17 protein-coding genes are annotated in these 18,145 nt (G+C 74.6%); 11 read left to right on the plus strand and 6 right to left on the minus strand.

Features of this window, described 5'->3' with window-relative positions; all coding sequences use genetic code 11:
• The first annotated feature begins 135 nt into the window (after positions 1–135).
• Entirely contained in the window at positions 136–1,131 is a 996-nt protein-coding gene (locus ACGFZL_RS11720) for an amidohydrolase family protein (protein ID WP_393690673.1), read from the plus strand.
• Between the two features lie 10 nt (positions 1,132–1,141).
• Here the strand turns inward: ACGFZL_RS11720 and ACGFZL_RS11725 are convergent, their stop codons facing one another.
• Complete coding sequence (locus ACGFZL_RS11725) at positions 1,142–1,576, minus strand: VOC family protein (protein ID WP_393690674.1); 435 nt, start codon at positions 1,574–1,576, stop codon at positions 1,142–1,144.
• 211 nt (positions 1,577–1,787) lie between these two features.
• On the opposite strand from ACGFZL_RS11725, the gene ACGFZL_RS11730 reads away from it, so the two are divergent.
• Positions 1,788–4,658 (plus strand): lectin, encoded by a 2,871-nt coding sequence (locus tag ACGFZL_RS11730; protein ID WP_393690675.1) that lies wholly within the window; start codon positions 1,788–1,790, stop codon positions 4,656–4,658.
• 97 nt (positions 4,659–4,755) lie between these two features.
• Here ACGFZL_RS11730 and ACGFZL_RS11735 read toward each other — a convergent pair whose 3' ends face one another.
• Positions 4,756–5,232: a sigma-70 family RNA polymerase sigma factor gene (locus ACGFZL_RS11735; protein ID WP_355170966.1), complete on the minus strand. Its 477-nt coding sequence runs from the start codon at positions 5,230–5,232 to the stop codon at positions 4,756–4,758.
• A 427-nt stretch (positions 5,233–5,659) separates the two neighbouring features.
• On the opposite strand from ACGFZL_RS11735, the gene ACGFZL_RS11740 reads away from it, so the two are divergent.
• From ACGFZL_RS11740 to ACGFZL_RS11755, 4 genes are all read left to right on the plus strand, one after another.
• A complete protein-coding gene (locus ACGFZL_RS11740) occupies positions 5,660–6,457 on the plus strand; it encodes an AfsR/SARP family transcriptional regulator (protein WP_355171122.1) in 798 nt (265 codons plus the stop codon).
• Positions 6,458–6,579: 122 nt separating this feature from the next.
• Positions 6,580–7,038, plus strand: a complete 459-nt coding sequence (locus ACGFZL_RS11745) for a nuclear transport factor 2 family protein (RefSeq protein ID WP_393690676.1) — start codon at positions 6,580–6,582, stop codon at positions 7,036–7,038.
• A 123-nt stretch (positions 7,039–7,161) separates the two neighbouring features.
• Positions 7,162–8,445, plus strand: coding sequence for an acyl-CoA dehydrogenase family protein (locus ACGFZL_RS11750; protein WP_393690677.1), 1,284 nt, complete (start codon positions 7,162–7,164; stop codon positions 8,443–8,445).
• Between the two features lie 79 nt (positions 8,446–8,524).
• Complete coding sequence (locus tag ACGFZL_RS11755; RefSeq protein ID WP_355170960.1) at positions 8,525–9,136, plus strand: TetR/AcrR family transcriptional regulator; 612 nt, start codon at positions 8,525–8,527, stop codon at positions 9,134–9,136.
• 34 nt (positions 9,137–9,170) lie between these two features.
• Here the strand turns inward: ACGFZL_RS11755 and ACGFZL_RS11760 are convergent, their stop codons facing one another.
• Positions 9,171–9,746, minus strand: coding sequence for a hypothetical protein (locus ACGFZL_RS11760; RefSeq protein WP_393690678.1), 576 nt, complete (start codon positions 9,744–9,746; stop codon positions 9,171–9,173).
• Positions 9,747–9,780: 34 nt separating this feature from the next.
• Positions 9,781–10,395, minus strand: coding sequence for a TetR family transcriptional regulator (locus ACGFZL_RS11765; RefSeq protein WP_393690679.1), 615 nt, complete (start codon positions 10,393–10,395; stop codon positions 9,781–9,783).
• A 184-nt stretch (positions 10,396–10,579) separates the two neighbouring features.
• On the opposite strand from ACGFZL_RS11765, the gene ACGFZL_RS11770 reads away from it, so the two are divergent.
• Both ACGFZL_RS11770 and ACGFZL_RS11775 read left to right on the plus strand, forming a co-directional pair.
• Complete coding sequence (locus ACGFZL_RS11770) at positions 10,580–12,634, plus strand: FAD-dependent monooxygenase (protein ID WP_393690681.1); 2,055 nt, start codon at positions 10,580–10,582, stop codon at positions 12,632–12,634.
• Positions 12,635–12,750: 116 nt separating this feature from the next.
• Positions 12,751–13,263 (plus strand): flavin reductase family protein, encoded by a 513-nt coding sequence (locus tag ACGFZL_RS11775; protein WP_355170952.1) that lies wholly within the window; start codon positions 12,751–12,753, stop codon positions 13,261–13,263.
• Between the two features lie 76 nt (positions 13,264–13,339).
• Here the strand turns inward: ACGFZL_RS11775 and ACGFZL_RS11780 are convergent, their stop codons facing one another.
• Both ACGFZL_RS11780 and ACGFZL_RS11785 read right to left on the minus strand, forming a co-directional pair.
• On the minus strand, positions 13,340–13,789 hold the full coding sequence (locus ACGFZL_RS11780) for a nuclear transport factor 2 family protein (RefSeq protein WP_393690684.1): 450 nt from the start codon (positions 13,787–13,789) through the stop codon (positions 13,340–13,342).
• Positions 13,790–13,989: 200 nt separating this feature from the next.
• Positions 13,990–15,063: an ABC transporter permease gene (locus ACGFZL_RS11785; protein ID WP_355170948.1), complete on the minus strand. Its 1,074-nt coding sequence runs from the start codon at positions 15,061–15,063 to the stop codon at positions 13,990–13,992.
• Positions 15,064–15,215: 152 nt separating this feature from the next.
• On the opposite strand from ACGFZL_RS11785, the gene ACGFZL_RS11790 reads away from it, so the two are divergent.
• The 3 genes from ACGFZL_RS11790 to ACGFZL_RS11800 all read left to right on the plus strand — a co-directional run bounded on the left by ACGFZL_RS11790 (position 15,216) and on the right by ACGFZL_RS11800 (position 18,066).
• Positions 15,216–16,415: an acyltransferase domain-containing protein gene (locus ACGFZL_RS11790; protein ID WP_393690687.1), complete on the plus strand. Its 1,200-nt coding sequence runs from the start codon at positions 15,216–15,218 to the stop codon at positions 16,413–16,415.
• Positions 16,403–17,221: a nucleotidyltransferase domain-containing protein gene (locus ACGFZL_RS11795; RefSeq protein WP_393690689.1), complete on the plus strand. Its 819-nt coding sequence runs from the start codon at positions 16,403–16,405 to the stop codon at positions 17,219–17,221. Before ACGFZL_RS11790 ends, ACGFZL_RS11795 begins: the two co-directional genes overlap by 13 nt.
• A gap of 77 nt (positions 17,222–17,298) precedes the next feature.
• Positions 17,299–18,066, plus strand: coding sequence for a phytanoyl-CoA dioxygenase family protein (locus ACGFZL_RS11800; RefSeq protein ID WP_393690691.1), 768 nt, complete (start codon positions 17,299–17,301; stop codon positions 18,064–18,066).
• Positions 18,067–18,145: the final 79 nt, after the last annotated feature.

Below are 18,145 nucleotides of genomic sequence, written 5' to 3' on the forward strand. Positions count from 1 at the left end.
CCCGCCTCTCATCCATCACTTCCGCTGATCGATCGATCGTATCTTTCGGTTGGCCCTATCGCTCGGCGGGTCGAACACTGGAGCACTGGAGACGCGGTCGAGAACCGGAGCTCTAGAGAGAGGCCGAGGAGCACGATGAGACTGATCACGATCGAGGAACACACGCTGCACGCCGGTGTCGCCAAGGCGTCCGCCGCCCGGACGGCGGAGGTGAGCCCCGGCTTCGGCGCGTCCTACGCCCCGGCGAGCGGCCTGCCCTACAGCCCGTCGGCCGAGGTCCTCGAAGACCTCGACGAGGGGCGGCTCGCCGCCATGGACGCCGACGGCATCGACCTGCAGGTGCTGTCCAACCTCACCACCCAGTACCTGCCCGCCGACGTGGCGCCGGAGCTGGTCCGCGACGTCAACGACCGCCTCGCGGCCGCCCGCGAGCGCCACCCCGACCGGTTCGCCGCCTTCGCGTCGCTGCCCACCACTGCCCCCGAGCACGCGCCGGACGAGCTGCGGCGCGCGGTGACCGAGCTGGGCCACGTCGGCACCCTCATCCACGGCCGTACCGACGGCGAGTTCCTCTCCGCCGAGCGCTTCGACCCGATCCTGCGCACCGCGGCCGAGCTGCGGGTGCCGGTCTACCTCCACCCCGCGCCGCCGACCCGCGCCACCGCCGCCGACAACTACGAGGCCGGTCTCGGCGAGGTGGTCGCCACCCGGTTCGCGACCGCGGCGTGGGGCTGGCACAACGAGTCCGGCGTCCACTTCGTCCACCTGGTGCTCAGCGGCGTCTTCGACCGCTACCCCGAGCTGCAGTTCATCCTCGGGCACTGGGGCGAGGCGGTGCCCTGGTACCTGGACCGCCTCGACGAGGCCCTGCCGCGCAAGGCAACGGGACTCGACCGCACCATCGGCGAGTACGTCCGCCAGAACAGCTACTACACCCCCAGCGGCATGTTCACCGCCCCCCACCTGCGCTTCTGCACTGACCTCCTCGGCACCGACCGCATGATCCACTCGGTGGACTACCCGTTCGTCGGCAACGCCGGAGCCCGCGCCTTCCTCACCGGCTCCGGCCTCTCCGTCGACGCCCAGCACGACATCGCCCACCGCAACGCCGAGCGCCTCCTCGGCCTCTGAGGTCGCCTTCTCAGTCGAGGCAGAACTCGTTGCCCTCGACGTCGCGCATGACGATGCACGACTCGTCGTACTCGTCGGCGAGCAGCACGGTGTCCTGCACCGCGCCCAGCGCGACCAGCCGCTCGCTCTCCGCCCGGAGCGCGGCGAGGCGCTCCTCGCCGACGAGGCCGGTGCCGACCCGGACGTCGAGGTGCACCCGGTTCTTGACGGCCTTGCCCTCGGGGACGCGCTGGAAGAACAGCCGCGACCCTGCGCCGGTGGGGTCGCCGCAGGCGAACGCCGCGCCCTGCCGGTCGGGCGGGAGCGAGCGGTCGTACGCGGCCCATGAGGCGAAGCCCTCGGGGGGCGGCGGGACGACGTATCCCAGCACCTCGCACCAGAAGCGGGCGACGCGCTCGGGGTCGGCGCAGTCGAAGGTGACCTGGACCTGCCTGATCTCGGACATCGGCGCACCGTAGCAAGTGGAGCCCCCGGGCCTCATCTCCTTTCTCCGCGCATGTCTTTCTCTGCGCATGTCGTTGACGCGTACGCGGCAAGTGGCTACGTTCCCCCCGAACCCGCCCCTCAGCACCTGTGCGCTCCGCTCGACTGACAACGTTGTTTGACAACGTTGTCAGCACAGGTGTCCATCCCCCGCACGAGGAGGCACCACGGACATGCCACGCATGAGACGCCCCCTACGGTCGACCGCCGCTCTCGGCGCCGGCGTTCTGGCCGCCGGCGCGCTGGCGGCGACCCAGCTCGCCGGCCCGGCCGCCGCGGCACCCCGGCCGGCCGCGCTGGTCGCGGCGCCGGCCACCCTGGTCAACCCCTTCATCGGCACCTCGAACCAGGCCAACGACTTCCCCGGCGCCGACGCCCCCTTCGGCATGGTGCAGTGGAGCCCGGACACGCCCTCGCGGCCGCCCGGCGGCGGGTACGAGTACAACGACAAGTCGATCACCGGCTTCAGCCTGACCCACATCGCGGGGCCCGGCTGCGGGGCGGCCGGCGACGTGCCCGTGCTGCCCACCGTGGGCGCGGTGGACACCCGGGCCACCGTCGGCTTCAGCCACGCCAACGAGTCGGCGTCGGCGGGGAGTTACAAGGTGGGCCTGGACAACAAGGTCACCACCGAGCTGACGGCGACGAAGCGCAGCGGCATGGCGCGCTTCTCCTTCCCGTCCACCACCCAGGCCAACCTGGTCTTCAAGCTCACCGGCAGCCAGAACGGCGCGAGCAACACGCAGTTCACCAAGGTGTCCGACACCGAGGTCAGCGGGCAGGTGACCAGCGGCCGGTTCTGCGGGGCGGGGAACACCTACACCGTCTACTTCGACATGGTCTTCGACCAGCCCTTCACCACCAGCGGCACCCCGGCCGCGGCGCCGACCCTGCGCGAGCGGACCGGGCAGGGGGCGGGCAAGAACGCGGCCGAGAAGGCCAACCACCCCGTGCTGCACGGCAAGCCCGCCGCCGCTGACCCGGCGGCGACGCCCCGGGCCGCCGCGAACAACGGCTACGTCACCTTCGACGCCACCAAGCACCCGGTGGTGCAGGCGAAGGTCGGCGTCTCCTACGTCTCCGTCGCGGGCGCCAAGGCCAACCGCGCGGCGGAGAACGCCGGCTGGGACTTCGACGCCACCCGGAACGCCGCCCAGGGCGCCTGGAACGCCGAGCTGGGGCGGGTGCAGATCGGCGGCGGCACGGCCGCGCAGCAGCAGCAGTTCTACACCGCGCTCTACCACTCGCTGCTGCACCCGAACGTCATCAGCGACACCGACGGGCAGTATCCGGGCTTCGACGGCCGGGTGCACACCGTCGACTCCGGTCACCGGGCGGCGTACGGGAACTACTCCGGCTGGGACATCTACCGCTCCCAGGCCCAACTGGAGGCGTTGGTCGACCCGCAGGCGGCCTCCGACACCGCCCAGTCGATGCTGGACGACTACCGGCAGACCGGGATCTTCCCCAAGTGGTCGGAGAACAACGGCGAGTCGTACGTGATGGTCGGTGACCCGGCCGCCGCGATCATCGCCGACTACCACGCCTTCGGCGCCCGGCAGTTCGACACCGCCGAGACGCTGCGGGGCCTGGTCGCCCAGGCGTCCAAGGCGAACAACGACCGGCCCGGCCTGAACTACCTGGACTCCCCCGGCTACATGCCGCACAACGGCTCGTACGGCTGCTGCAACTTCTACGGCCCGGTCGCCACCACCCTGGAGTACAACACCGCGGACTTCGCCCTCTCGGCCCTCGCCGGCTCGCTCGGCGACACCGCGAACCAGAGCAAGTACGCGGCGCGCGCGCAGAACTGGCGCAATGTCCTCAACCCGGCGTCCGGCTTCGTCGAGCCGCGCAACGCCAACGGCACCTGGACGGGCGGCTTCGATCCGACGAGCGGCACGGACATGGTCGAGGCGGACTCCTGGATCTACACCGGCATGGTGCCCTTCAACATCCGGGGTCTCGCCCGCGCCAAGGGCGGCAACACCGCCATGAACCACTACCTGGACACCGTGCTGCGCAGCTACACCGGCGCCAACGGCTACGCCTGGGTGGGCAACGAGCCGAGCATCGAGCTGCCCTGGGAGTACGACTACACCGGCCAGCCCTGGAAGACGCAGGGCACGGTGCGGGCCGTCCAGCAGCAGATCTGGTCGGCGACCCCGGGCGGCCTGGCCGACGGCAACGACGACCTCGGTGCCATGAGCGCCTGGTACGTGTTCTCCGCGCTCGGCATGTACCCGCAGACCCCGGGCACCGCCGACCTGGCGCTGGGCTCGCCGCTCTTCACCCAGGCCGTGATCACCCTGCCCTCGGGCAAGAAGCTGACGATCAACGGCAACGGGGCCGCCGACAACGCGCCCTACGTGCAGTCCGCGGCCTGGAACGGCGCGGCGTGGAACAACGCCTACGCGCCGACCTCCGCCCTGACGGCGGGCGGCACGCTGGACTTCACGCTGGGCACGACGGCCAACACGTCCTGGGCGAGCGGGGCTTCGGCCGCGCCTCCCTCGTACGACGGGGGCACGGCCGCCCCGGCCATCCCGCGCGTAGGCCCGGTCGTCTCCGGGGTCCCCGCCTCGGGTGGCGGCAAGCTCTGCGTCGACGTCGCCAACTCGGGTACGGCCGACGGCACGTCCACCCAGATCTGGACCTGCAACGCCACCTACGCCCAGGACTGGACGGTCGCCGCGGACGGCTCCCTGCGCTCGCTCGGCAAGTGCCTGGACGTGGACAACGGCGGTACGACCAACGGCACGCACGTCCGGCTGTGGACCTGCAACGGCACGGGCAGCCAGCAGTGGCGGGCCGGTGCGAACAACTCGCTGGTCAATCCCCAGTCCAACCTCTGCCTGGACGACCCGGGCAGCTCGGCCACGACAGGCACCCAGCTCCAGCTCTACACCTGCAACGGCTCGGGCGCCCAGAACTGGACCCTCCCGACGACGGCCCAGTCCCTGACGGCCAAGTCGACCGGCACGGCGGGCTGGCGCCCGGGCCACAGCCCGACCGCCGAACCGAAGGCCGGGTCGGGGCACTGACGCGGCGACCGTGACCACCCCCGGCGGCGAGGATCGCGCCGGGGGTGGTCTCCTTGGTGCGGGCGGCACACGCCGAGCACCGCCCGCACCCGCCGGGTCAGACGTGGCCGCCCCGCAGGAGGCGGGCCAGGGAGCGCATGCCGCGGTAGACGTGCGTCTTGACCGCGCCGGCCGAGACTCCCATCGTCGCCGCTATCTCCGCCTCGCGCAGGTCCATCCAGTAGCGCAGGACCAGGGCCTCCCGCTGCCGGCGCGGGAGTTGACGCAGGGCGGCGACCAGACGCAGGCGGTCGTGGCCCGCGAGGGCGTTCTGCTCGGCGGAGGCGGCCACTCCGGGGGCGTCCGGGACGTGTCCGCGGACGACCTGGAGGTGGCGCAGCCGCATGCGTGTGAGATTGACCACGATTGAGCGCAGGTACTGGGCGGCGGCCTCGGGTGACCGCAGGTCACCCCATCTGCCGTGCAGTTGACAGAAGGCTTCGGACACGATGTCCTCGGCCTCCTGATCCGCTCCCAGCAACCGGGCCAGCCGGAGCAGTCTCACGTACTGGGACTCGAAGAGGAGGACCAGCACCGACTCCCGCTCCGGGTCCTGCGGTTCGCGCGGCGCGCGGGGCGTACCCGGCCGACCGCCGCAAGGCCCCCGATGCGCCCGGTCCCGCAGCCCACCGGCCCCTCTTCGTCCGGGCGACACCGCCCGCGGCTCGGCGTCGCAGTGCGCCGCCCGCCGATTCCCGACCCCCGTCATCCGCTGACCCCTTCCGGATCGCACGCCACCTTCTGGTGGCTCGACTGCGGCCAGTATGTCAGCGCGTGCAGAAATTATCGGCCAGGACTGTCAACCGACCGGGGCGGCCGGGCAACCAACTCACATACCGCCTCCGTGTCCCTTCTCCCCTCCTCGCGGCCCACGTGCGTCCGCGAGGCAGGACGGGGCGCGAGCGACGGGAAGCAGCCACTGGGAGGACGCTGTGCAATTCGGAATGCTCGGACCCTTGACCATGTCGAGCGGTGAGATCTCGCTCACGCCGACCGCTCCCAAGCAACGTCAGCTACTGGCCCTGTTACTGGCCGTCCCCAACAGCCTGGTGTCGGTGCACACCTGCGTCGAGGAGCTGTGGGAGAGCAACCCGCCGGAGAGCGCCCGCTCGACGCTCCAGACGTACGTCATGCATCTGCGCAGGTCGCTCGCGCGCTGCCCGGACTCCGGCGGCCGTGCCGGGGCCAAGCGGCTGCTCCAGACGCAGGACCGGGGGTACCGGATCGCGGTGCTGCCCGGTCAGCTCGACACCCAGGTCTTCGACGACCGGGTGCGCCGGGCGCGGGCGCTGCTCGCCACCGGCGACGACCGGCGGGGCTCGGCGCTGCTCGCCGAGGCGCTGTCGGTGTGGCGCGGGCCCACGCTGTCGGGGCTGACCATCGGGCCGGTGCTCCAGGCGCACGTGGTGGGCCTGGAGGAGTACCGGCTGACCGTGCTGGAGCAGCGGATCGAGGCCGATCTGCGCCTCGGCCGCCACCACGAACTGCTCCAGGAACTGCGGGCCCTGACCACCCAGCACCCGGTGCACGAGAACCTCCACGCGCAGCTGATGGTCGCGCTGTACCGCTCCGGGCGCTCCGCGCAGGCACTCACCGCCTACCGGCGGCTGCGGCAGGTGCTCAGCGAGGAGCTGGGTCTTGAGCCGTCGCCCCGGATGTGCCGGCTGCATCAGGCCGTCCTCGCCTGCGACCCGGCCCTCGACGCGCCCGTCGCCACGGACAGTCCGCTCTCGATGGACCTCCGGCTGAAGTCGGCCTGATGTGGCGGGCGGGGGCCGCCGTCGTCCCTCGCCCCGTCTTCTTCTCTCCGTCTTCTTCTCTCCGTCTTCCTCTCTCCGCCGCACCCCCACCCCTCGTCCTTCGCCCTGAGGAGCGTTCACGCATGACCACGACCACCCACCACGGGGTCTCCGCCGAGCTGTACCTGGAGGTCACCCAGTTCTACGCCGAGCACATGCAGGCCGCCGACGACGGGGTGGCGGAGGTGTGGCAGCGGGGCTTCGCCGAGGACGCCGTCTTCGAGACGCCGGTGCTGCCCGCGCCGCTCCGGGGCCGCGCCGAGGTGATCGCCCGGCTCCAGCAGGCCCAGGACGACCTGCGGGCGGGGGGCATACGCCGGCGCCACCTGATGAGCATGCTCATCGTGACGCCGGACCCGGAGTCGCCGGAGGAGCAGGTGCGCACCCGGTCCACCATGACGGTCGTCCACACCCTGTCCGGCGAACCCCCGCGCATCGTCCGCGTCGGGATCTGGGAGGACGTCCTGCTGCGTACGCCGGGGACGGGCTGGACGATCCGCCACCGGCGGGTCCTGTCCGACGGCGAGCCGTCCCGGTCCTGACCCCGGGGCCCGGACCGGGCGTCGAGTGCTTCTCCAGTGAGGGGCCGGAGCGTGGCGCGGGCGGGGCGCGACGTGCGTGCCCGTTTCCGTGGACGAGCCCGACGAGCCTCTGGAGGCGCTGCGATGGCGGCGAACAGTCCCTTTCTGACGGCGGCCCGTGCCGCCGCCGAGACCGCCGCGCGGCACGCGCGGGAGGCGGATCTGGCCGGGCGGCTGCCCGGCGAGGTCGCCGAGGCCGTGCGCGAGGCGGGGTTCAGCCGCCGCTTCGTGCCGGGCCGCTGGGGCGGCGAGGACGTGTCCTTCGCCGAGTTCACCGAGGCCGTCGCCACGCTGGGCGCCGGGTGCGTCTCGGCCGCGTGGATCGGCTCGTTGTGGGCCTACACCGCGCGGTTCGCGGCGTACCTGCCGGTCGAGGGGCAGCAGGAGGTGTGGGCGAAGGGGCCGGAGACCCGGATCGTGAGCGCCCTCGCGCCGAGCGGTGGCGCGCGGCCGGTGGCGGACGGGTGGGTGCTGGACGGCGTCTGGCCGTACACCAGCGGCATCGAGCACTCCGACTGGGCGCTCGTGGTCGGGCCGGCCCCGGCCAAGGACGGGCCGCCGGCGCGCTTCTTCGCCGTCCCCCGCGACCAGTACACCGTCGAGGAGAGCTGGCGCACCGTCGGCATGCGCGCCACCGGCAGCCACTCGCTGGTGCTGCGGGACGTCTTCGTGCCGGGCTACCGCGCCTTCGGCCGCGCCGAGATGTACGCCGGTGAGGGCGCCCACTCCCCCGAGGGCGTCCACCGGCTGCCGCTGCGGGCCATCAACGGCCTCACCTTCGCCGCCCCGCTGCTCGGCGCCGCGCGCGCCGCGCTGGCCTCCTGCGAGCGGCTGCGCCTCCCCGACCGGCGTACCGGCTCCACGGCGCCCGCCGAGGCGCTGGCCCGCGCCGCCGGGCTAGCCGACGCGGGGGCGCTGCTGCTGGGCCGGGCGGCCCGCATCGCCGACCTGCTGGCGGCCGGCCTCGGGGAGGGCGGTGCCGGGCCGGAGAGCGCGGCCGGGGCGGAGGGTGGTGCCGTGACGCAGGCAGCCGGAACTGCGCCGCAGGGCGGTGCCGGACCGCAGGGCGGTGCCGGACCGCAGGGCGGTGCCGGGCCGGAAAGCGCTGCCGGGGCGGAGGGCGGTGCCGAGGAGGGGGCCGGGCTGGTGGCCCGGGCCGGGCGGGACTGCGCGCTCGCGGTGGAGCTGCTGCTGCGGTCCGTCGACACGCTCCAAGCCGCCGCCGGCACCCGGGGCCAGTCCCGGGACGAGCCGCTGGAGCGGATCTGGCGGGACGTGCACACGGCCGGCAGCCATGTGGCGCTGCGCTTCGACACGGCCGCCGCCGTGTGGGCCTCGGCGCCGCCGGTGGCGCCGGCCCGGATCTGACATCCTGGACCGCACCAGAGTCTCACCCGGGCCGTCCGGCAGGCCCTGAACCCCCCGCCCCGAGCACGACAGGTCCCGCATGCCGCGCGTCACGCAAGCACACCGGGAAGCCAGGCGCCGCCAGATCCTCGACGCGGCCCGCCTGTGCTTCATCCGCAACGGTTTCCACGCCACCTCGATGCAGGACATCCTGGGCGAGTCCGGCCTGTCGGCCGGGGCCGTCTACGGCTACTTCAGCGGCAAGGACGAGATCATCGCGGCCATCGCCGCCTACGCCCTGGACGACCTGGCCCGCGCCTTCGAGGAGGCGCTGCCGAGCGGGGAACCGCGCAGCCTGCCGGAGACCCTGGACCGGCTCCTCGCCACCGTCGAGCGCCTGCACGCCGAACAGGACGTGGCTCGCCTGGTGCTGACGGTGTGGGGCGAGAGCCTGCGCGCCCCCGCGCTCGCGGCGGTCGGCGTGGAGATGTTCGGCCGGCTGCGCGAGCTGCTGTCGCGGAGCGTGGCGGAGCAGCAGGCGCGCGGGCTGCTGCCGCCGGAGCTGTCGCCTGAGGGCGCCGCGGCGGTGCTGATGGGCACGGTGCAGGGCTTCGTCCTGCAGACCGCCCTGCTGCCGGACGCCGCCCCGGACGCCTTCCGCGCCCAGCTCCGCGCCCTCCTCACCGACCGCTCGGGGCTGCCGCAGACCTGAGCCGGCCGGTGCGGGGAGCCGGAGGTCCGGTCGGTCAGCCGGCCGCCGGCAGCATCGGTGTGCGGTGCCCGCCCGCAGAGCACTCCCACTGCGGGGTGCCGTCCACCAGGACCGGGTGGTGGCCGAGGCGGTGCGTGGGGCACACCGGCCAGACCGTCCGGTGGCGCGCCATCACGTAGTCCCGCACCGCCTCGGCGGTGTCGCGGGCGATGTCCGCCCGGCGGACGCCCTGGACGGCGAGGTTGCCGACCTGGGTCAGGCCGGTCGGTTCCAGGTCGTCCGGCGGGGTGGCGGACATCGCCTCCTCGATGGCCAGACCGGTCTCCCGGCGTGCCTCCGCGACGAAGTGGCGCATGTAGTGCCCGGCCAGTTCGATCCTGCGCCGCTGCACCAGCGGCGCGACGCGGTCCGACGGGACCTCGCCGTTGCCGGCGAAGGTCTGCCACAGGAAGACCAGCAGGTCGTCGTCGGAGGAGCCGGAGGGGTCGGAGGGGTCGGCCTCACCGGGTCCGAGCCCGGGCCCGGGCCCGAGCCACAGGTCCTCGCAGACGCGGCGGGCCCAGGCGAGGAACGCCGGGTCGGTCAGGGCCTCGGGGGGCGGGACGGACACGGGCCTGCTCCTTGCGCTTCGGGGGCACCGCACTCTAAGGCAGTTCGCCGGTCAGGTACCGCTGGACCGTCGGGCCGACCACGCGGGCGAGGTGGGCGGCGTCGACGCCGGCCAGGGGGTCGATCTCGATCACGTAGCGGGTCAGGGCGAGGCCGATGAGCTGGGAGCCGACCAGGCCGGCGCGCACCCGGGGGTTGTCGCCGCCCAGGGTCTTGGCGAGCGGGTCGAGGACCTCCTCGGCGATGAAGCCGCGCACCACCTCGGCGGAGGCGGCGTGCGAGACGGCCGAGCGCAGGATGCTGCGCAGCTTGTCGCGGGTCGGCTCGGTCTCCCAGCGCTGCAGGAAGGCGGCCACCAGGCGCTGCCCGCACTCCTCCACCGGCCCGGCGAGCACCTCGTCGAGCAGCGTCTCGGGCGGCAGCGCGTCCCGCATCGCGGCGGTGAACAGGCCCTCCTTGCTCTCGAAGAAGTACACGACGAGCGCCGGGTCCACCTCGGCGGTCTTGGCGACCGAGCGCAGCGAGACGCCGTCGTAGCCGTGCTCGGCGAAGCGCTGACGAGCGGCGCGCAGAATGGTGTCGCGGCTCTCACTGGTGCCGGGCCGGCGCCCGGTGCGGCGGCCGGCCGGGCGGTCGTTCTGGGTCGTCATCCCTGTCACCTCGTCTTCCCCGGGGCGCCGTCCCAGCGCCCCGCGCAGGACCGGTGTACGACACACCGATCCGGTCGTGGTTGAACCTTAAAATCAACCTGCGCAGAGTTCAACACGTGAGGACTTCTTTGGTACGGAAGGGGTAGGCCGGAAGCAAGGCCGTACGACAGAAAGGTGCGCCATCATGCCCCCTGTCCCTTCCTCGCGAGCCGCCGACCGCCCCGTCACCGTCGTCGGCGCCGGGCCCGCCGGCCTCGCGCTCTCCGTGGCCCTCGCCTCGGCCGGCGTGGAGTGCACGGTGCTGGAGTCGCGCGCCGAGACCTCCCGCGAGTCCCGGGCCCTGGCCCTGTATCCGCGCTCCCTGGAGCTGCTCGACCTCGCGGGCGGGGCACGGGAGTTCGTCCGCGCCGGGTTGCGGGTGGACCGGCTGCACCTGAGCGCCTCGAAGTCCGTGGACATCGCCCGCACCGACAGCCGCTTCCCCTTCCTGGACGTCATCCCGCAGAGCCGCACCGAGGAACTGCTCCAGGAGCGGGCCCTGGACCTGGGCGTGCGCGTGCTGCGCGGCCACGAGGTGCGCGGCCTCGCCCAGGACGAGCACGGGGTCACCCTCCAGGTGCGCGGCCCCGACGGGGAGTACGCGCACCGCTCGGAGTGGGTGGCGGGGTGCGACGGCGCCAACAGCAGCGTGCGGATGCTGACCGGCATCGGCTTCCCCGGCTCGACGTACGACTTCGCCATCGTCCTCGCCGACGTCCGGCTGCGCAGCGAGCCGCGCGCCGACCTGCTGCTGCGGCCCTGCCGGGACGGCATCGTGGTCACCGTGGCCTACGGCGACGGCTACTACCGGGTGGCGGTGGCCAACCGGCACCAGCGCTACGGCCGCGACCCGCTGGAGCTGCCGGAGTTCGCCGAACTCCTGGAGAGGACCCTCGGCTTCGACGCCGGGCCGCACGACGCGCGCTGGCTCTCCCGCTTCCAGGTGCACCGCCGGCTCGCCACCCGCTACCGCGCGGGCCGGGTGCTGCTGGCCGGCGACGCGGCGCACGTGCACTCGCCGCTGGGCGGCCAGGGCCTCAACACCGGCGTCCAGGACGGCATCGGGCTCGGCTGGCGGCTGGCCGCGCAGGTGCGGGGCTGGGCGCCGCCGTGGCTGCTCGACTCCTACGAGCGCGAGCGCCGCCCGGTGGCCGCGCAGGTCATCCGCACCAGCGACCTCGCCACCCGCACGACGGTCGCGATGAGCGGCCCGCACCGGGCGCTGCGGGTCGCCGCCCTGGAGGGGCTGCTCGCGCTGCCGGCCGTGCAGCGCTTCGCGGGCGAGGCGGCGGCCGAGCTGCGGGTGCGGCAGCCGCCGGGCGGGGTCCCGCGCCGGCGCTCGGTGCTGCGGCCCGGCGACCGGATGCCGGACACGTCCGTCGCGTCCACCGCAGGGCTGCCCGCCGGGCGGCTGTACGAGGTGCTGGGCGACGGGCGGTACGTGCTCCTCGACTTCGCCGGGGCCCGGCCGAGCGGCGCGTCCGGGGACGGGGACGGCTACGGCGACGGGGGCATGGCGGCCGGGGGCCCGGTCACGCCGGACACCGCCGCGACCGAACGCGCCGCCGCGCCCTGGGCGGACCGCGTGCACGTGGTACCGGCCCTGCTGCGCCCCAAGGGGCTGCGCCGCGCGGCCCTCGCCCTGGTCCGCCCGGACGGCTACCTCGCCTGGACCGGCCGGCGGCCCGCCGACCCGGAGCTGCCCGGCGTACTGCGCCACTGGTGCGGCGAGCCGGGCCCGGCGGGGCACACCGAGGCCGACGCCGGCCTGTATGTGGCCGTCCAGTCCTTCTACGCCCGGCAGATGCGGCTCCTCGACGAGGGCGACCCGGACGGTTTCGCCCGCACCTTCACCGAGGACGGCGTCCTGAGCCTGGCCGGCACCGAGGTGGAGCTGCACGGCCGGGAGGCCATCGCCAAGGGCCAGCGGGCGGAGGCGGAACAGGCCGGCGCCGGGCGCCCGCGGCACTGGTTCGGCATGCTGACGGCCCGTACCGGGCCCGGGGGCGAGATCCACACCCGCTACCTCGCCACCATCGGCGTCACCCGCCCGGGCGACCCGCACGAGCTCCAGCCCGCCGCCTCGGTCGACGACGTCCTGGTACGCGCCCCCGGCGGCCTGCTGACCCGGTCCCGCACGGTCACGCGCGACGATGTCCCCCAGGCGGCGGGGACGGCGCGGGAAGCGGACGCCTCCTAGCCGACGGAAGGCTTTCGCCAGGTCTCCAGTGCTCGTCCAGTCGGCTTCCAGACCCCGGCGCCAGCCTCGTCGGCAGGAGCCGGGAGCGGCCCGGCCCGGACAGGGCGGTGAACAGCATGGCAGTGGACACGGCGACCTTCCGGAGCCTGTTCGGTTCCTTCCCCACGGCGGTCACCGTCGTCACGGCGGTGGACGCCGAGGGCGTACCACGCGGCTTCACCTGCAACGCGATCTCCGCCGTGTCGGCCGAGCCGCCGCTGCTGCTGGTCTGCGCGGACCGCCGCTCGCAGACCCTGCCCGCGCTGCTGCACGCGCGGTCCTTCGTCGTGAACGTGCTCGCCGAGGGCGCCGAGGAGACCGCGCTGGTCTTCGCGGGGCGCTCGGAGCGCAAGTTCGCCGGGCTCGCCTGGCGCCCCTCCGCGCTCGCGGGCGGGGCGCCGGTGCTCGACGGCGCCCTCGCGCACGCCGAGTGCGTGGTGACGCAGGTGCTCGAGGCCGGGGACCACTGGGTGTTCATCGCGCGGGTGGAGGGCGCCGAGTGCTTCGCCCGCCGGCCGGTGCTGTACCACCGGGGCACCTTCAGCGTGTGGGCCAGCCCGGAGGACGAGTTGGCCGCGGCTCCGCGCTGACGCCGGGGTGGTGCGCGTACGTGAGCCGGCCGGTCCCTTGAAGGGGCCGGCCGGCTCGGGTGTGTACGGGTGCGGCTCAGACCCGCTCGTCGTAGTCGATGGTCCGGGAGCGGACGGCTACCGTGTCGCCGTCCACGGCCAGGACGTCGCGCACGACGCAGTGCGGCCAGATCTCCGGGCGCTCCCCGGGGGCGATGCGCACGATGAGGGCGTAGACGGCGGTGGTGAAGCCGCCGTCGGGCAGGGCGTCGAGGACGATCTGGTTGAAGTGGTGGCGGCGGCGCACCGGGCCGGAGAAGCGCTCGGAGAAGGCGCGCAGCTCGGCGAGGATGCTCGCGCGTCCCTTGGCGGCGGGCGCGTCCGGCGTGTGCCGGAAGCTGCCGTCCTCGGTGAAGCTGTCCGCGTAGGCCACCAGGTCGCCGTTGTCGAGGGCCTGCATCTGGCGGGCGTAGAAGTGCTGGACGCGGGCGTAGAGCACGGCGTCGGTCACCGGGGTGGCGGCGGTCGGGGCGGGGGTGAGGGTCATGCGGATCCCTGTCTCTCGGCGCGGCGGGACGGACGGGCCGCAGCCCGCCCCTCCCCGTCCCCCGCCGCGCCGGCCCGCGAAACGGCGGGCCCGCCCGTGCGACGGCTGGGAGGGAACGCGTCGCACGGGCGGAGTCGGGGGCACCCCTCGGGGCACCGCCCGGCGCACTCCTCGGGCGGGGGACAGCGGTCTGCTGCCCGTCACACCCTGGAGTCGCCGGCTGGAGGACGGCTGGAGACCGGACGCGGCACGCCGGAGCCCTCGGTGCCCCCGGCCGGGGCGGCGGGCGCCTCGCTCTCCCGGCGCAGCCACAGGCCGGTGGCGGCGAGCAGCCCGGCGAGCACGACCCAGCCGAACAGGACGGTGAGGGGGTGGGCGACGTCGTTGCCGTCGAAGAAGGCGACCGAGCGCAGCAGATGGCTTCCCGCGCCCGGCGGGAGGTACTGGCCGAAGGTGCCCCAGGGCTGCGGCAGCATCTCGGGTCCGGCGGCGGCGCCGGACAGCGGGTTGCCGACCAGGAACATCAGGAAGGCTCCGGTCACCGTGCCGGCCACCCCGAAGACGGCGTGCGCGCCGATGATGGTGCCGCTGATCGCCAGCATCATCAGGCTCAGTGCCAGGGAGTTGAGCAGGTAGGGCCCGTCGATGACGTCGATCCAGCCCTGGAAGAGGGCGGTGGAGCCGAGGCCGGCGAGCAGGGCGAAGACCACCGCGCCGGACAGCTGCCAGGACACCGCGCGGACGGCGACGGTGAGCAGGATGCCGCCGGCCATCGCGGTCATGATCAGCGGCAGGAAACCGGCCGCGTAGCCGGTGCCGCGCGGGTCGCCCTCGGGGGCGGCCACGACGTCCTCGACCTTGACCGGCTGCCCCTGCGCGGCCTCCCCGGCGAGGGCGGTGAGCAGCTGGGAGACGGGCACGCTGGCCGCGGAGGCGGTGAGCAGCTTGGGGGCGCCGGCGCCGACCACCAGAGCGCCGTAGACCTCGCGGTCGTGGATCTCCCCGCGGGCGGCGGCCTCGTCGGCGACGACGTGCACCTCGAAGGCGTCGGGGGCGCGCTTCTCCAAAGTCTGCCGCAGGCCGGCGGTCGCCTGGGCGGGGCCGGCCACGGCGATGGGGACGTCACGCGGGGCCAGGCGGGCGTTGGGCCAGGCCAGCAGGATCACCATGACGGCCTGCAGCGCGACGAGGCCGACGGCGACGAGGGTGCTGGTGCGGGCGAGACGGGACGTTCCCGCCGTGCTCGGTCCGGCTGGGGACGGGTTCCCGGACACGGGTCCTCCAGAGATCGGGCGCCGGCCGGGGTGTCCCGGCCGGGCGTCTTCCAACAAGAATGTTCCTTCTTTTTAGAATAAGCAACTGGAGGACCGCTGGAGACCGGTCCCCGCTCCAGGGGGACTCCAGCGGGCGGTCCGAGGCTCGGGCCATGGACCCGAGGGACCCGCACCCGTACCCGCACCGCCGCCGCGTCCTGTTGCTGCTGCCCGGGCAGGGCGCGCAGCGCGAGCGCATGGCGGCCGGACTGCTCGGCCGCGACGCGGTGTTCACGTCGGCGGTGGACGAACTGCTCGGCACGCTCGGCTCCTTCGGCGGGGAGGGTGAGCAACTGCGGGACGCCTGGCTGCGCCCGGCGCCCGATCCCGCCCTGTCTTCCTCCCCCGCCCTGTCCCCCTCCCCCGCCCTGTCCCCCTCCCCCGCCCTCTCCCTCGACGAGGCCGCCGTCGCGCAGCCGCTGCTCTTCGCGGTCGGCCACGCGCTGGGCAGGGCCCTCGGCGGCGTGCCCGACCTGCTGCTCGGGCACAGCGTCGGCGAGTTGGCGGCGGCCTGCCTGGCGGGGGTGTTCACGCCCGGGGAGGCGGCCGGGATCCTCGCCGCGCGCGGTGCGGTGCTGGCGGCCGGCGGGCGGGGCGGCATGCTCGCCGTCGCCGCCCCGGCCGAGGCTGCGCTGGCCGATGCCGCCCCCGGGGTCGCCGTGGCTGCCGTCAACGGGCCCAGGCAGACCGTGCTTTCCGGTCCGTCCGACGCGCTGGAGCGGACGGCGGCGGCCCTGCGCGCGGCCGGCACGACGGTGCGCCCGCTGCGCTCCTCGCACGCCTTCCACAGCCCGGTGATGGCCCCGGCCGCCGACCGCTTCGCGTCCGCCTTCGCCGCGCTGCCCCTGCGGGCGCCGGACACGGAGCTGTGGTCCACCCGCACGGCGGCGCCGGTGCGCGCGGAGGAGGCGCGGCGCCCCTCCTTCTGGGCCGGCCAGCTCGCCACCACGGTCCTCTGGTGGCCCGCACTGCGCGCCCTCCTCGACGCGTACGGCACCCGGCCCGGCCTGCTCCTCCTCGACGCGAGCCCCGACCACAGCCTCACCGCCCCGGCCCGCCGCCACCCCGCGGTCCGGGCCGGCACCAGCAGGGTCCTGCCGCTGCTGCCGGCCCGCACGGCGGGGACGGCCGAGGACGCGGAGGTGTTCGCGCGGGCGCGGGCGGAGGTACGGGGGTCGGGGGCCGGGGTCCGGGGTCCGGGGTCCGGTGATCCTGGCACCGGGGGCGGGAGCGGGGGCAGGGGCAGGGGCAGGGGCTTAACCGGTCGCCCGCGCCGGACCCGTACGGCAGACTGCGTCCGGTGGACCGACTGACGGAGATCGCGGACCGGCTGGCCGACGTCGACGGCGTCGTCGCGGTGAGCCTCGGCGGCAGCCGGGCGCGCGGCACGCACCGGCCCGACTCGGACACCGACCTCGGCCTCTACTACCGCCCCGCGCTGGACACCGCCGCCCTGCGCCTGCTCGCCGGCGAAATGACCGGCGGCCCGGCCGAGGTGACCGAACCGGGCGGCTGGGGCCCCTGGGTCGACGGCGGCGCCTGGCTCACCATCGAGGGGACCCAGGTCGACTGGATCTACCGCGACCTGGACCGCGTGCACCGGATCTGGCAGCAGTGCCGGGACGGGCGCTTCGAGGTGGGCACCCAGCCGGGCCACCCGATCGGGGTCTACTCGCACGCCTACGCCGGCGAGGTGGCCCTGGGACGCGTCCTCGCCGACCCCACCGGTGAACTGGCCGCACTGCGGGAGCAGATCAGGGCGGCCTACCCGCCCCCGCTCCGGGCTTCGCTGGTCGCGGGCGCACGGTGGGAAGTGCCGTTCATCCTGGCCGCCACCCGCAAGGGCGTGCGCCGGGGCGACGCCTTCTTCGTCGCCGGCTGCCTGTCCCGCGCGGTGGCCCTGCTCGTGCATGCCCTGCACGCGGAGGCGGGATGCTGGGTGCTCAACGAGAAGGGCGCGGTCGAAGCGGCGGGCCGACTGCCGACCGCCCCGCGGGACTTCGCCGCGCGGGCCCACGCCCTGTTCGGCGCACTCGGCACCACGCCGGAGCAGTTGACCGCCACGGTGGACGACGCGAACCGACTGGCCGCCGAGGTCCTGGACGGCCTCGCACCCTGACCGGGGCGCCGGTGCGCGACCCGAGCGGTGCGGAAAATGCCGGGTGCGCGAGGCCGGTGCCGCCGCACGATGGGGGCATGGACGACACGACCCTCATCTCCCGCTTCCTCCGCGACGGCTTCGTGAAGCTGGCGGGCGCCGTCGCCCCGCGCGTGGCGGCGGAGTGCGCGCGGCTGCTGTGGCGGGAGACGGGCTGCGACCCGGACGACCCGTCGACCTGGACGCGGCCCGTGCACCGGGTGGGCGGCATGGCGCAGGGCCCGTTCGCCGCCGCGCCCAACTCCCCCGCCCTGCACCACGCGTACGACCTCCTCGTGGGCCCGGGACGCTGGGAGCCGCGCTACTCGCTGGGCACGTTCCCGCTGCGCTTCCCGCACGAGGAGGAGCCGGACGACGCGGGCTGGCACATCGAGGGGAGCTACCTGCCGGAGGGCGAGAGCTGGTACTTCACCAACCTGCGCTCCCGGGACCGGGCACTGCTGATGCTGTTCCTGTTCAGCGAGGTCGGCGAGGAGGACGCCCCGACCCGGATCCGGGTCGGCTCCCACCTGGACGTGCCGAAGGTGCTGGAGCGGTACGGGGAGGCCGGGGCGAGCGGGCTGACCCTGGCGCCCGACCTGGTGGCCGCCTCCGAGCACCGGCCGCTCGCCCTCGCCACCGGTTCCCCGGGCGACGTCTTCCTGTGCCACCCGTTCCTGGTCCACGCCGCGCAACCGCACCACGGGGCACGCCCGCGCTTCATGGCCCAGCCGCCGCTGCTGCCGGCCGCGCCGTACGAACTGGAGCGGGCGGACGGCGCGTACTCACCGGTGGAGCTCGCGATCCGCCGGGGCCTCGGCCGGTGAGCTCCGGCGAGAGGGCCGTGCGGAGGGCCGCTGCCGCCCAGGGCGCCACGACCGGGCTTCCAGTGGAGGTGGTCAGCCT

Source organism: Streptomyces sp. NPDC048182 (assembly GCF_043202555.1).
Classification (GTDB): Bacteria; Actinomycetota; Actinomycetes; order Streptomycetales; family Streptomycetaceae; genus Streptomyces.